The 13,654-nt window shown below is 69.2% G+C and carries 15 protein-coding genes and 1 tRNA gene; 2 read left to right on the forward strand and 14 right to left on the reverse strand.

Features of this window, described 5'->3' with window-relative positions; genetic code table 11:
- Positions 1-3: 3 nt before the first annotated feature.
- From B9P64_RS20010 to pqqA, 6 genes are all read right to left on the reverse strand, one after another.
- Positions 4-80, reverse strand: a tRNA-Met gene (locus tag B9P64_RS20010).
- A 26-nt stretch (positions 81-106) separates the two neighbouring features.
- A complete protein-coding gene (gene pqqE / locus B9P64_RS20015; protein WP_085317937.1) occupies positions 107-1,354 on the reverse strand; it encodes a pyrroloquinoline quinone biosynthesis protein PqqE in 1,248 nt (415 codons plus the stop codon).
- 16 nt (positions 1,355-1,370) lie between these two features.
- Positions 1,371-1,658, reverse strand: coding sequence for a pyrroloquinoline quinone biosynthesis peptide chaperone PqqD (gene pqqD, locus B9P64_RS28245; RefSeq protein WP_085317938.1), 288 nt, complete (start codon positions 1,656-1,658; stop codon positions 1,371-1,373).
- The gene (gene pqqC, locus B9P64_RS28250; protein ID WP_085317939.1) at positions 1,655-2,404 is read right to left on the reverse strand and encodes a pyrroloquinoline-quinone synthase PqqC; all 750 of its coding nucleotides are present in this window, start codon (positions 2,402-2,404) and stop codon (positions 1,655-1,657) included. The genes pqqD and pqqC overlap by 4 nt, the downstream gene beginning before the upstream one ends.
- Positions 2,401-3,318: a pyrroloquinoline quinone biosynthesis protein PqqB gene (gene pqqB, locus B9P64_RS20030; RefSeq protein WP_085317940.1), complete on the reverse strand. Its 918-nt coding sequence runs from the start codon at positions 3,316-3,318 to the stop codon at positions 2,401-2,403. Before pqqB ends, pqqC begins: the two co-directional genes overlap by 4 nt.
- Positions 3,319-3,392: 74 nt before the next feature.
- The gene (gene pqqA / locus B9P64_RS24645) at positions 3,393-3,467 is read right to left on the reverse strand and encodes a pyrroloquinoline quinone precursor peptide PqqA (protein ID WP_139826432.1); all 75 of its coding nucleotides are present in this window, start codon (positions 3,465-3,467) and stop codon (positions 3,393-3,395) included.
- A 169-nt stretch (positions 3,468-3,636) separates the two neighbouring features.
- Here pqqA and B9P64_RS20040 point away from each other — a divergent pair, with 169 nt between their 5' ends.
- Together B9P64_RS20040 and B9P64_RS20045 are read left to right on the forward strand one after the other, a co-directional pair.
- Complete coding sequence (locus tag B9P64_RS20040; protein WP_085317941.1) at positions 3,637-4,989, forward strand: histidine kinase; 1,353 nt, start codon at positions 3,637-3,639, stop codon at positions 4,987-4,989.
- A gap of 7 nt (positions 4,990-4,996) precedes the next feature.
- Entirely contained in the window at positions 4,997-5,644 is a 648-nt protein-coding gene (locus B9P64_RS20045) for a response regulator (protein WP_085317942.1), read from the forward strand.
- Between the two features lie 45 nt (positions 5,645-5,689).
- Here B9P64_RS20045 and B9P64_RS20050 read toward each other — a convergent pair whose 3' ends face one another.
- From B9P64_RS20050 to B9P64_RS20085, 8 genes are all read right to left on the reverse strand, one after another.
- Positions 5,690-6,808 carry a WecB/TagA/CpsF family glycosyltransferase gene (locus tag B9P64_RS20050; RefSeq protein ID WP_085317943.1) on the reverse strand — a complete coding sequence of 373 codons (1,119 nt, stop codon included), beginning with the start codon at positions 6,806-6,808 and terminating at the stop codon, positions 5,690-5,692.
- 73 nt (positions 6,809-6,881) lie between these two features.
- Positions 6,882-8,402, reverse strand: a complete 1,521-nt coding sequence (locus tag B9P64_RS20055) for a mannose-1-phosphate guanylyltransferase/mannose-6-phosphate isomerase (RefSeq protein WP_085317944.1) — start codon at positions 8,400-8,402, stop codon at positions 6,882-6,884.
- Between the two features lie 225 nt (positions 8,403-8,627).
- Entirely contained in the window at positions 8,628-9,620 is a 993-nt protein-coding gene (bioB, locus tag B9P64_RS20060; protein ID WP_085317945.1) for a biotin synthase BioB, read from the reverse strand.
- Between the two features lie 133 nt (positions 9,621-9,753).
- Positions 9,754-10,284, reverse strand: a complete 531-nt coding sequence (locus B9P64_RS20065; RefSeq protein WP_085317946.1) for an SET domain-containing protein — start codon at positions 10,282-10,284, stop codon at positions 9,754-9,756.
- Positions 10,285-10,386: 102 nt separating this feature from the next.
- Positions 10,387-10,788 carry a response regulator gene (locus B9P64_RS20070; RefSeq protein ID WP_085317947.1) on the reverse strand — a complete coding sequence of 134 codons (402 nt, stop codon included), beginning with the start codon at positions 10,786-10,788 and terminating at the stop codon, positions 10,387-10,389.
- A gap of 129 nt (positions 10,789-10,917) precedes the next feature.
- Positions 10,918-11,475: an HNH endonuclease gene (locus B9P64_RS20075; protein WP_085317948.1), complete on the reverse strand. Its 558-nt coding sequence runs from the start codon at positions 11,473-11,475 to the stop codon at positions 10,918-10,920.
- A 150-nt stretch (positions 11,476-11,625) separates the two neighbouring features.
- Positions 11,626-12,129, reverse strand: coding sequence for a peroxiredoxin (locus tag B9P64_RS20080; protein ID WP_085317949.1), 504 nt, complete (start codon positions 12,127-12,129; stop codon positions 11,626-11,628).
- 107 nt (positions 12,130-12,236) lie between these two features.
- Positions 12,237-13,502 (reverse strand): pyridoxal phosphate-dependent aminotransferase, encoded by a 1,266-nt coding sequence (locus B9P64_RS20085; protein ID WP_407919696.1) that lies wholly within the window; start codon positions 13,500-13,502, stop codon positions 12,237-12,239.
- Positions 13,503-13,654: the final 152 nt, after the last annotated feature.

Consider the following 13,654-nt stretch of genomic DNA (forward strand, 5'->3'; position numbering starts at 1 on the left):
AACTGGTTGCGGGGGCAGGATTTGAACCTACGACCTTCGGGTTATGAGCCCGACGAGCTGCCAGACTGCTCCACCCCGCGTCTGAAGAGGCCGGACTCTAGCACGCTCAGGGGATAACGCAAGGCTTTGCAGAAACTTTCTCGTCCGGCGCGATGGGCGCTGTTGTTCTGGCGCGCGATTCCTTCGGATCGCGGAACACCAGTGGCTGGGCTGGCGCGCTGCGCGGCTGCTGCGCGAGCGATACCGCCGCGTCCACCACGGCGCGCTGCGGCGACTTGGCGCAGACCGGATCGGCTGCCGCCGGATCGCCGGCCAGCATGTAGGCCTGGCAACGGCAGCCGCCCAGGTCCTTCTCCTTCTCGTCGCAGCTGGCGCAGGGTTGCTTCATCCAGCCGGTGCCGCGATAGCGGTTGAAGCCTTCGCTCGAATGCCAGATGTCGGCGACCGGCATGCTGCGCACATTGGGGAAGTCGAGGCCGGGCAGCATGCGCGCGGTATGGCAGGGCAGGGCCGTGCCGTCGGGCGTGACGGTGAGGAAGACATTGCCCCAGCCATTCATGCATTTCTTCGGCCGGTTTTCGTAGTAGTCGGGCACGACGTAGAAGATGCGCATGCGGTCGCCGTGGGCGGCGCGCCAGTCGTTGGTGATGCGCTCGGCGCGTTCGAGCTGGGCGCGCGACGGCAGCAGCTCGTCGCGGTTGAGCAGCGCCCACGAGTAGTACTGGCTGTTGGCCAGCTCCAGATACTCGGCACCAAGCTCGTCGGCCATCTCGATGATGCGGTCGATGTACTCGATGTTGAGCCGGTGCACGACGCAGTTGAGCACCATCGGCCAGCCGTGGTCCTTGATGATGCGGGCCACCTTCTGCTTGAGATCGAAGGTGCGGGTGTGCGAGAGAAAGTCGTTCAGCTCGCGCGTGGAGTCCTGGAACGACAGCTGGATGTGATCGAGCCCGGCGGCCTTGAGCGCGGCGGCGCGCTGCTCGGTGAGGCCCACGCCCGAGGTGAGCAGGTTGGTGTAGAAGCCGAGCCGGTGCGCCTCGGCGACCAGCACTTCGAGGTCGTCGCGCAGCATGGGCTCGCCGCCCGAGAAGCCGCATTGCACCGCGCCGGCGGCACGCGCCTCGCGCAGCACGCGCAGCCAGTCGTCGGTGGAAAGCTCGGCTTCGTGCCGGGCGAAGTCGACCGGGTTGTAGCAGAACACGCAATGCAGCGGACAGCGGTAGGTGAGCTCGGCGAGCAGCCAGAGCGGCGGGCCGGCCGGCGCCACACCACCGGCGGCAATGGGCGCGGCCTGCGGCGTGCGCAGCGCCGCCAGAGCGGCATTGCCGGTACTGCTTTCAGGACAGCTCATCCACGTCTCCCGGCGCTCAAGTCTCGATCCAGCGCTTGCTGCGCGCGATGTCGAGAAAGCCCAGCACATCGGCGGTCAGGCCGGTGGCGGAGAAGGCCGCTTCCAGCTCGGCGACGATCTGCGCCACGGTCTTGCTGCCGTCGCAGCGGCTCATGATTTCGCCGGCGCTCTGGTTGAGCTTGACCATGCCTTCCGGATACAGCAGCACCCAGCTCTGCTGCACCTCCTCGTATTGCAGCCGGAACAGCCGCGCGACGCGCGGCACGACCGCGAGCGCGGCATCGGACTCGACCGGCGCGCTCACTGCGCCACGCCCTGCACGCCGTAGCGCAGCGCCATCGCATCGTTCATCGCCCACAGGATGTCGAGCTTGAACTGGAGGATTTCGAGCGCGCGGTCCTGCTGCTCGCGGCTGCGGAAATGGTCGAGCGTGACGGCCAGCCCCTGCTCCACATCGCGCCGCGCCTGGCTCACGCGGTTGCGGAAATACTGCAAGCCGCTGCTCTCGATCCACGGGTAATGCTCGGGCCAGGTGGCGAGGCGCTGCTTGTGGATTTCGGGCGCGAACAGCTCGGTGAGCGAGGAGCACACAGCCTCCTGCCACGGCGCGCGGCGCGCGAAGTTGACATAGGCATCGACCGCAAACCGCACCGCCGGCGTCACATGGCGCAGATCGGTGATTTCCTCGCGCGTGAGGCCGGTGGCAATGCCGAGCCGGATCCACGCCTCGATGCCGCCGTCGTCCTTCACCGTCTGGCCGTCCGAGCCGGTGATCTCGAAACCGTCGTGATCGAGGATGCGCTGGAGCCAGCCGCGCCGCACTTCGCGGTCGGGGCAGTTGCTGAGCACCGCCGCGTCTTTCACCGGGATGGCGATCTGGTAGTAGAAGCGGTTCGCCACCCAGCCGCGAATCTGCTCGGGCGTGGCCTTGCCCGTGTTGAGCATGACGTTGAACGGATGGTGGATGTGATAGGCGCGGCCCTTGGCGCGCAGTTGCGCCTCGAACTCGTCGCGGTTCCAGGCGAGGGCGAAACCTTGGGGTGCGTTCACAGCGCGATCTCCATGCCGTCATGCGCCACCTCGATGCCGTGGGCGGTGAGCAGCGCGCGTTCGGCGCTGTCTTCATCGAGGATGGGATTGGTGTTGTTGATGTGGATGAGCACCTTGCGGGTGCCGGCGGGCAGCCGGTCGAGCCACTCGATCATTCCGCCCGGGCCGCTCTGCGCGAGATGGCCCATCTGCACCGCGCGCTTGGGGCTGGCGCCGAGGGCGATCATCTCGTCGTCGGTCCAGAAGGTGCCGTCGACCAGCACGCAGTCGGCGGCCTGCATCGCGGCCCACACGGCCGGTTCCATCTCGCCGAGGCCCGGCGCGTAGAACAGCTTGCGGCCGCTCGCCCCGTCGGTGACGGTCACGCCGATGTTGTCGCCGGCGCGCGGATGATCGCGGTGCGGCGAGTAGGGCGGCGCATTGCTGATGAGCGGCAGCGCGCTGAATGCCAGGCCGCGCACGCGCGCGATCTCGAAGGCGCTGGCATCGGTCGGCACTTCGTTCCAGTCGAGCTTGCAGTAGTGCGCGAGCAGGCCGAACAGCGGATTGCCGGCGCTCAGGTCTTCCTTCACCGGCGCGGTACACCACAGCGGCCAGGGCTTGCGGTGCTCGCGCAGCATGTAGAGGCCGGTGGTGTGGTCGATCTGGCCGTCGATGAGCACGATGGCCTCGATGGCGGTGTCGCGCAGCTCGCGCGCCGAATGCAGCGCCGGGAAGCTGCGCAACTGCGCCAGCACATCGGGCGAGGCGTTGAACAGCACCCAGCGCTCGCCGTCGCCGCTCACGGCGATCGACGACTGCGTGCGGGCGGTGGCGCGCACCGTGCCGTCGCGCAGGCCGGCGCAGTTGCGGCAGTTGCAGTTCCATTGCGGGAAGCCGCCGCCGGCGCCCGAGCCGAGGATGCGGATGTGCATGTGCGTCGCCCTGAATGTGGTTCGCGAAAAAAAAGCGGGCGCCCCGCGAGGAACGCCCGCTCGCTGGCCGCTGCTTAGCGGTTGGCGATGTACATCGTGATTTCGAAGCCGAAGCGCAGGTCGGTGGCGGCGGGGGTGGTCCAGGTCATGTCAGTCTCCTCGGGTGGGTTGAGCCGGGCGCGAACCCGGTGTGGAAGGAGATTGCCGATTGCTGCACTGCGTGCGCCTCGCGTAAAGCTGGAATCGCGCCTCATGATTTTCATGAGCCTGCCGGGCGCCGCTCGACAGCCTGCGCGCCGCCTGCCATAAGCCCACGCCATGAGTCTTCGCCTGCGCATCCAGCTTGTCCTCACCGTGCTCACGCTCGGCTTTGCCGCGCTGCTCGTGGCCATGCAGGTGCAGGACACGCGGCGCGGCGTGCATGAGGAGATCGAGACCTCCAGCCGCGTCACGGCCCAGCTGCTGGCGCGCGTCGGCTGGGTGTATGAGCAGGCCGGGCTGCCGGGCATGCTCGGCTTTCTGGAGCGGCTGGGCCGGGTGCGCGCCACCGAGATCGAGCTGCGCGCGGCCGACGGCCGACTGCTCTATGCCTCGCCGCCGTCGCAGTACAAGGCCGGGCGCGATGCGCCAGCCTGGTTTGCGCAGCTGGTCGCGCCCCGCATCGAGACCCGCAGCATCGCGTTGCCGGGCGGCCAGATGCTGATCCATGCCGATGCCTCGCGCGCCACGCTCGACGGCTGGGAAGACCTGCTGCGCATGCTGGCGCTGGCGGCCGGCGGGCTGGCGCTGGCCAATCTGCTGGCGGTGTGGATCGCCCGGCGCATCACCCAGCCCTTCGGCGTGCTGCTCGACGGCCTGCGCGAGATGGAGCGCGGCGATTACCGCATCCGGCTGCCGGCGCTGGCCGGGCGCGAGGGCCGGCTCATGAGCCATGCCTTCAACGCGATGGCGCAGGCGGTCGAGGACAACGAGGTGCAGCGCCTGGCCGCCGCCGAGGCGCGCGCCCGGCTCGACGAGAACCGCGCGCTGGCCCACAGCACCGAGCGCCGCATCGAGGAGGAGCGCGCCGCCATCGCGCGCGAGCTGCATGACGAGCTGGGCCAGCAGATCACCGCCGTGCGCAGCCTGGCGCTGGTGCTCGAAAAGCGTGCCGCCGCCGATGCCGACAGCGCCACGGCGGCCCGGCTCATCGGCGAGACGGCCGCGCGCATGTACACCAGCGTGCATGAGCTGATCCCGCGCCTGCGGCCGCTGGCGCTCGACCGCTTCGGGCTGGCCGATGCGCTCGGCGATCTGATCGACGATCTGCGCATCGCGCATGCCGACATCGGCTTCGACTACGACGCCGGCACGCTGCCCGATCCGCTGCCCGGGCCGGTCGCGACGGCGGCCTACCGCATCGCGCAGGAGGCGCTGGCCAATGCCGTCGCGCATGCGCATGCGCGCCGCATCGGGCTGGCGCTGCGGCTCGATGCCGGCGAGCTGTGCATCGAGGTGCGCGACGACGGCCTGGGGCTGGCCGCCGATGCGCGCGACAAGCCCGGCCACTGGGGCCTGATCGGCATGCGCGAGCGCGCCGAGGCGCTCGGCGGCCGGCTGCTGCTGGCCTCGGGCGACGGCGCCGGGCTCACGCTGGCGGCGCGGCTGCCGCTCGACGGCGGCGCCGTATAGTCGGCCGATGGACAAGATCAGGGTCATGCTCGTCGACGACCATGCGGTGGTGCGCATGGGTTTCCGGCTGCTGCTGCAATCGACCGACGACATCGCGGTGATCGCCGAGGCCGACAGCGGCGAGGCTGCCTACCAGCAGTTCGTCGAGGCCAGGCCCGATGTGATCGTGATGGACATCGCGATGCCCGGCATGGGCGGCATCGAGGCGATGCGGCGCATCGTCGCGCGCGACCGCGCGGCCCGCATCCTGGCGCTGTCGGCGCATGAGGACACGAGCCATCCCAAGCGCGCGCTCCAGGCCGGCGCGCTCGGCTACCTGAGCAAGCGCGGTGCGCCCGAGGCGCTGATCGACGCGATCCGCGACGTGGCGCGCGGCCGGCGCGTGGTCGATGCCGCCATCGCCCAGCGCATGGCCTTGCAGGAATTCGGTGGCGAGCGCGGCCCGATCGAGCAGCTGTCGGCGCGCGAGTTCGAGGTGTTCGTGCAGCTGGCGCGCGGCCAGACCGTGGCGCAGATCGCCGAGTCGCTCAAGCTGTCGCCGTCGACCGTCGGCACGCATCTGTACAACGTCAAGCAGAAGCTCGGCGCGGCCAATCAGGCCGAGATCACGCTGATGGCGCTGCGCGCGGGCGTGATCGGCGTCGAGGGCAGTTGAGCGGCGCTGGCGGGTTCAGGGCGGCGCGTCGGCCGCCCGGCGCAATCAGAGCGGCAGTCGCGCGGCGGCGCCAGCCGGCTGGGCGCTGTCGGCGGCCAGCAGATAACCGGCCGCATGCAGCTCGATGAGCCGACGCGCCGGCCCGCGCGCGGTGATGTTGAGCGGCTGGCCGGCGCGCTTCTGGTGCGCGCGCAGCAGCAGCAGCTTGCCGATCGCATGACCGTCGATCCAGCGCACGCCCGACAGATCGATCTCGACCGGCCCGGGCGCTGCCGCCAGCAGCGTGAAGGCTGCGCCGAGCTTGGGCGCTTCGGTCGCGCTCCAGTCGCCACCCAGCGTCAGCCGGCGGCCGCGCACATCGAGCGTGGCCGGCACCGCCGCGCCGCGCCGGCGCTGCGCCAGTGCCAGCGGCAGCGCGAAGCGCGTGAGCATGCCCAGCAGCGCCACGCCGTCCTTCCAGTAGCGCTGCCAGAGCTTGGGTTCTTCCTTGATGCGCCAGATCCATTCCAGCCCCAGCTTCTGTGCCAGCAGCGGCGCGCGCGACACGGTGCCGGCGAGGAAGTTGATGACCGCGCCCAGATGGCTGATGGCGGGCGCGTCGAGCGCCGCCAGATTGCGCACGATCCACTCCTGGCCCTTTTTCGCGCCGAGCGCGACGAGCAGGAAATCGGCCTTGCTGGCGTTGATCTCGGCCAGCACTTCGGGCGGGCTCATCTGCGCCACCGTGCCAAAGCCCGGCGAACGCGCACCGACGCAGCGGCCGCCCGGGCAGCGCGCGCTCATGGCCGCGGCCGCCTTGGCGGCAATGCCGTCGGGTCCGCCGAACAGATAGACCGACACCGGCCGCGCAGCGTCGCCGCACAGGCGCTCGAACAGCGTGGAGCCGGCAACCCGCTCGGGCAGCGGCGTGCCGACCAGCCGGCTCAGCCAGATGATCGGCATGCCGTCGGCGACCGACAGATCGCTGTCGATCACCGATTCGCGGAAGGCCGCATCGGTCTGGCAGGCGATCAGGAAATTGATGTTCGGCGTGGAAAGAAACATCCGGCGCCGGTCCGCGATGGCGGAGCGCATGACCTGCTCGGCGCCCGCCAGATCGACGATGTCGAACGGCAGGCCGAGCACGCAGAGGACGGGACGGGAGAAGTCGGTCGTGGGCGTCATGCTTGCGTGAGAGAGAAACGGGCGGCCGGCCCGACGGCAGCAAGTGCCGCCGGGCCGGCGCGTCAGGGGAGGATCAGCAGATCGGGCCGCCGCTGCGACCGTAGGTGTCTTCGAGGCGGACGATGTCGTCCTCGCCCAGATAGCTGCCCGACTGCACTTCGATGATTTCGAGCGGCACCTTGCCCGGGTTGGCCAGGCGATGCACCTGACCGATGCTGATGTAGGTGGACTGGTTTTCCGACAGCAGGAAAGTGTCCTCGCCGCGCGTGACACGGGCCGTACCGCTCACCACGATCCAGTGCTCGGCGCGGTGATGGTGCAGTTGCAGCGACAGCGTGGCGCCCGGATTCACGACGATGCGCTTGACCTGGAAGCGCGGGCCGTTGTCGATGCTGTCGTACCAGCCCCAGGGCCGGTAGACCTTGCGGTGGGCGATGGCTTCGGAGCGGCCGGCCTTCTGCAGCTGGCCGACGATGTCCTTCACCTTCTGCGTGTCGTCCTTGTTGGCGACCATCACCGCATCGGGCGTCTCGATGATGACCAGATTGTCGACGCCGACGCAGGCCACCATGCGCGATTGCGCCAGCACCAGCGTGTCGGTGGTGTCGGTGGTGAGCACGTCGCCGCGCGTGACGTTGCCGCCCGCATCCTTCTCGGCCACGTCCCACAGCGCGCCCCAGGCGCCCACGTCCGACCAGCCGCATTCGAGCGGCACGACCCAGGCCGGGATGCCGGTGCCGGTGTCGGCCGGCAGCTTTTCCATGACCGCGTAGTCGATCGAATCGGACGGGCTGGCCGAGAACTCGGCGCGCGGCACGAACAGGAACTGGCCGTCGCGCTTGCCGGCGGCATGCGCTGCCTTCACCGCTTCGAGGATGTCGGGGCGGAAGGCGCCGATGGCCTTGAGCCAGACCGAGGCGCGGGTCATGAAAAGACCGCTATTCCAGACGAAACGCCCCGAATCGACATAACGCTGGGCCGTTTCGGCATCCGGTTTTTCGACAAAGGAAGCAATCGGGCCGGGCGTGCCGACATTGTCGGCCTTGATTTCGATATAGCCGTAACCCGTTTCCGGATGATCGGGAATGATCCCGAAAGTCACGATTGCGCCGTTTTGCGCCGCCGGAATACCGGCGCGCAATGCATTTTGAAATGCGGAAATGTCGTTGACGACGTGATCGGACGGCATCACGAGCAGCAGCGGGTCTTCGGCGGGATCGAGCGAGGCTTCGAGTGCGGCCAGCGTGAGCGCCGGCGCGGTATTGCGGCCGATCGGCTCCAGCACGATGGATTCGGCGGCGCTGCCGATGGCCTTGAGCTGTTCGGCGATGACGAAACGGTATTCCTCGTTGCTGACCACCAGCGGCTTGCCCAGGCGCACGGCGCCGAAAGCAAAGCCGTCGGTACGCAGCGCGGTGGCCTGGAGCAGCGTGTTGCTGTCGTGCAGCGGCAGCAGCTGCTTGGGATATTGGGCGCGCGACATCGGCCAGAGCCGGGTGCCGGAGCCGCCCGACAGAATGACCGGAATCAGCAGGCCGGTCGTGGTTGCCGCGGCGGCTTCGCCGACTGCCGCGTCGATGAGGATTTCGCCCATTTGATTTCCTATGACTGGAAGGAGTGAGGTGTTGCGGAATTGGTGCGATGAATTGAGGGTAGAAAGCAATTGCCCACGAACTTCCGCAATCCGAATTCCGAAGGAATGCGCTGTAAAACGCATTCATTTTGCTGATTAATCGTACCGCGACGCAGCAATTCGATCACCAAATCAGTGCCTGCGCACTCGCCTGCGACCCGCATGGAGAGACGGCTGCAACTCCGTTCACATCGTGCGAAGCCCCAGCCGCGCAAACAGCCTTTCGTCGCGATCCGCCTCGGGATTGCCGGTGGTCAGCAGCCGCTCGCCATGAAAGATCGAGTTGGCGCCGGCCAGGAAGCACAGCGCCTGGATTTCGTCGCTCATCTGCGTGCGGCCGGCGGACAGGCGCACGAAGCTGGTCGGCATGGTGATGCGCGCGGCGGCGATGGTGCGCACGAATTCGAACGGATCGAGCGCATCGGCGCCAGCAAGTGGCGTGCCTTCGACCGCGACCAGATGGTTGATCGGCACCGATTCGGGCGGCTCGGCCATGCTGGCCAGCTCGGCGATCAGGCCGGCGCGCTGCTCGCGCGATTCGCCCATGCCGACGATGCCGCCGCAGCACAGCTTGAGTCCGGCCGAGCGCGCCTTGTCGAGCGTGTCGATGCGGTCCTCGAACTTGCGCGTGTGGATGATGTCGGCGTAGTGCTCGGGCGCGGTGTCGATGTTGTGGTTGTAGTAGTCGAGGCCGGCGGCGCGCAGCGTCTGCGCCTGACCTTCGTCGAGCAGGCCGAAGGTGCCGCAGGTTTCCAGCCCCAGCTCATGCACCGCCTCGATGATCGGCACCAGTTTTTCGAGATCGCGCGCATTGGGGCCGCGCCAGGCCGCGCCCATGCAGAAGCGCGAGGCGCCGGCGGCCTTGGCGGCCTGGGCGGCGGCGACGACCGCATCCTTTTCCATCAGCTTGGTGGCTTCGACGCCGGCGTCGTGATGCGCCGATTGCGGGCAGTAGCCGCAATCCTCTTCGCAGCCGCCGGTCTTGATCGACAGCAGGGTGGAGCGCTGGACCGCATTGGGATCGAAATTGGCGCGATGCACCTGCTGCGCGCGAAAGATCAGATCGTTGAACGGCAGATCGAACAGCGCCAGCACTTCGGCGCGGGTGATGCGGGCGCTGCGACCGGCGGGTTCGGCGCGGCGCGGCGCGGGGACGAGCTGGATGGGGCTGTGGGGCATGCGATGTCGTGGCGGCGGGCCGCCGTGGGAGGGTGAAATCGACCGCCGCATTGTGCGCCGGGGTGGCTGCGCGAGGCCCGCAAAACCGCGTCGGCAAGACGGGCGGCCGAGGCGTCGGGCGGGCGGTGGCGGCTCAGTCGGCGCTATCGGCGGCTTTTTTGGCCGAGGTGCGCGCCCGCTTCTTGGCGGCGGGTTTCTTCTTCTTCTCGGCCAGCATGGTGCCGCGGCAATTCTTGCTGCCGCACAGGCAGCGGTAGTCCTCGCGCAGCTGCTTGGTGATGCGGCCGTCGATCACCAGGCCGTAGTCGAAGAACAGCTCGCTGCCGGCCGGGATGGCGCGCCTGGCCTCGATGAACACATGCTGGAGGCCGTCGGGGCCGGGCTCGGTGACGGCGGTGCAGTTGGGATTGCAGGAGTGATTGATGTAGCGCGAGCTGTTGCCGCCCACGCCGCCATCGATCACGCCGTCGTCCACATCGAAATAGAAGGTGTGGAAGGGATTGGCCGGGTCGTGCGGATGGCGCGCGATGGCCTCGTCCCACGAGATGCGCTCGCCCTTGTATTCGATGAGGCGCTCGCCCTTGTCGAGGTCGCGGCCGGCAAACACGCCGCGCCCGTGAATCTTCGACTGGCGGACGACGATCTTGCGTTGAGCTGCTGGCATGGAATGGAGATGGCGTGGCGCCGTGGGCCCCGGGCGGCGCCCGGCGAAGCCGCGCGATTCTAGACGTGCGCGCGCCGGCGCCGCGGCCGACCGGCCTGCGTTTCAGCGCGCGCCGATGGCGGTCTCGACCACCCGGCGCATGTCCTCGATCGAGCAGGGCTTGCCGATGAAGCCGTCGAAGCCGGCGGCCAGGCAGGTGTCGATGTCGCTCTGGAAGGTGTTGGCGGTCAGCGCGATCACGCGCTGGTGCGTTGCCGCGCCGGCCTCGCGTGCGCGCAGCAGCCGGATGGTGGCGAGGCCGTCGAGCACCGGCATCTGCATGTCCATGAACACCACGTCGAAGCCGGTTTCGGCTAGACGGTCGAGCGCGACCTGGCCGTTCTCGGCGGTTTCCACATCGCAGCCGAAGCTTTCGAGCTGGGCATGAGCCAGTTCGCGATTGATCGGGTTGTCCTCGACGACGAGCACGCGGGCGAGGGCGGAGCGGGAGGCGGGGTTCGACATTGTTGGGCGGGCGGGGCAGGAAGCTTGAACGCTAACCCACGGTCCGCCGCCGCGCACTCAGGATCGTTGCTCGGCGCCCGACGGCGGAAATGCGTGGCGTGCGAAGCGACACCGCTTGCGAGCGCACGCTCAGTCGTGCAGCCGCGAGCCCGACGGCAGATGCGCCATGAGGAAGTCCATCTGGTCCGACAGGATGCGGCGGTTGCGCAGGATGAAGTCCTCCCACAGCGTCGGGATGTAGGGCGTGTAGAGCAGCGGCATGTGGGCCTGCTCGGGCGTGCGGTTGGCCTTCTGATGGTTGCAGGCGCGGCAGGCGGTGACCACGTTCATCCAGTGATCGCGGCCGCCCTGCGCGAACGGCACGATGTGCTCGCGCGTGAGGGCGTCGCTCACGAAGCGGCCGCCGCAGTAGGCGCAGACATGGCGGTCGCGCGCGAACAGCTTGCCGTTGGTGAGCCCGGGCGTGAGCAGGAAGGGATTGATGCGCGGCACGCCCTTGGTGCCGATGATCGAGTTGACCTCGATGACCGACTGGCGGCCGGTGCGGGCGTTGTGCCCGCCGCGGAACACCGCGACCGGACTGCCCACTTCCCAGCGCACGTCACCCGCTGCGTAGTGCAGCACGGCGGCTTCGAGCGAAATCCAGGACTGCGGCAAGCCCTGGGAACTCAATTTGAGGATTTTCATTGCGAACACCCCGACCGGATCGCATGCGCGGGGGAGATGCGCATGCGTCAAGAACCCCGGACAGAAAATCTACCCGGGATGTGTTGCGTTTGACAGGCACGCAGCTCGCTTGTTTCAAGACCCGTGCCAGATCGGTCGGCGACGCGTGTTTCAGAGCAGTTCGAGGATGGCTTCGGCGGTGCTCGCCTCGATCTTGCCGGCCACGTCGATGGCCAGATGCCTGACCACGCCGTCCTCGGCGATGAGGGCGTAGCGCTGCGAGCGCACGCCGAGGCCCTTGGAAACGAGGTCGAGATCGAGGCCGAGCGCGGTGGTCCAGGTGGCGCTGCCGTCGCCGAGCAGACGCACCTTGCCGCCGGCGCCCTGCTCGCGGCCCCAGGCGCCCATCACGAAGGCGTCGTTGACCGCCACGCAGAGGATGTCGGCCACGCCCTTGGCCTTGATCGCGTCGGCGAGCCGGATGAAGCCGGGCAGATGGGTCTTGGAGCAGCCCGGCGTGAAGGCGCCCGGCACGGCAAAGATCACCAACTTGCGGCCCTTGACCAGCTCGCTCACGGAAAAGGCGTTGGGGCCGACCACGCAGGCGCCTTCGGGCGCGTCGTAGTACTCGTAGAGGGTGCCGTCGGGCAGGGTGTCGCCAACCTGGATCGTCATCGGAATGCTCCGGTTTGTCGGGAATCCGACCAAGCTACACCGGCATTTCGGCCGGCGCCGGCTTGTCACCGCGCGGGTGAGGGCAAATCCGGGCGTGGCGGCGTGGGTCAGCGGCCGAGCCCGACGCGCAGCCGCGCGATGCCTTCGCGCAGCAGCGCCGGTTCGTTGGCCAGGCACCAGCGCACGAAGCCTTCGCCCTCGGCGCCGAAGGCGAGGCCTGGCGCCAGACCGAGCCGCTGCTCGCGCACCAGCCGCTTGCACAGCCCGAGGCTGTCGCGCTCGCCCTCCAGCCGGAAGAACGCGTACATCGCGCCCGGCGGCAGCGCCACCTGCACGCCCGGCACCTCGGCCAGCCCGGCCACCAGCACATCGCGCGCGGCGCGGTAGTGCGCGAGCTGGGCCTCGATCACCGCCTCGCCGAGCCCGAGCGCCGCAAGCCCCGCCGCCTGCACGAAGCCGGGCGCGCAGCTGGTGTTGTATTCGATGAGCACGCCGAGCCGTTCCATCAGCGGCGCCGGCGCCACCAGCCAGCCGAGGCGAAAGCCGGTCATGCGCCAGCTCTTGCTGAAGCTGTTGACGGCCAGCAGCCGGTCCTCGGGCTCGGCGACTTCGAGGAAGCCGGGCGCCACGGCGTAACCGCGCGGATTGCGCGCGCTGGCGGCATCGGCGGCATGGCCGTACCAGAGCCGGTCGTAGACGTCGTCGGCGACGATCCAGATGCCGTGGCGGCGGCAGTGCGCCAGGATCGCGTCGCGCTCGGCGGCGGTCAGCGTCCAGCCGGTCGGGTTGTTGGGTGAGTTGATGACGAGCGCGCGCGTGCCGGGCGTGAGCGCGTCGAGCAGCCGGTCGAGGTCGAGGCGAAAGCCGCGCTGGGCATCGAAGTCGAGCGCCACCCTCAGCACCTGCGCGCCGAGGATCGCCGGCGCCTCGGTGAGGTTGGGCCAGACCGGCGTGACGATGACCACCCGCGAGCCCGGATCGAGCAGGGTCTGGTGCGCCAGCATCAGCGCGCTCACGCCCGAGGAGGTGACGGCCACGCGCCCGGCGCCGATCTCCCTGCCGTGCAAGCGCGACAGATAGCCGGCGAGCGCCTCGCGCAGTGCCGGCTGGCCCAGGTTGTGGCCGTAGCGCGTGTCGCCGGCCGCCAGCGCCGCCTGCGCCGCCGCGACGATGCGCGGATCGGTCGGCCAGTCGGGCTCGCCAAACCAGAACGGCAGCACATCGAGCCCGAGGCCGGCATTGGCCACCTCGCGGATGCGCGAGCCTTCGAGCGCGGCGACGGCGGCGCGCGCGGGCGGGAGAGCGGGCAGGGCGGCGGACGGAAGCGCGGACGGGACGGCGGACGGGGCGAGGACGGAGCTGAGATCGGTCACGGCGGTCGGCAAAGTTGGGCGGGAATCGGGCGCGGCGGCAGCGGCGGGCAAGGCCCGGCGGGCACTGGCCGCGGGCCGGACGGCGGACCGGCTGCGGCAGTGTGCCGGATGCGCGGCGGCTATCCGAGCCATGCAAACAGCTCATCCCCGGC

The organism is Derxia lacustris (assembly GCF_002105195.1).
GTDB classification, from domain to species: domain Bacteria; phylum Pseudomonadota; class Gammaproteobacteria; order Burkholderiales; family Burkholderiaceae_E; genus Derxia; species Derxia lacustris.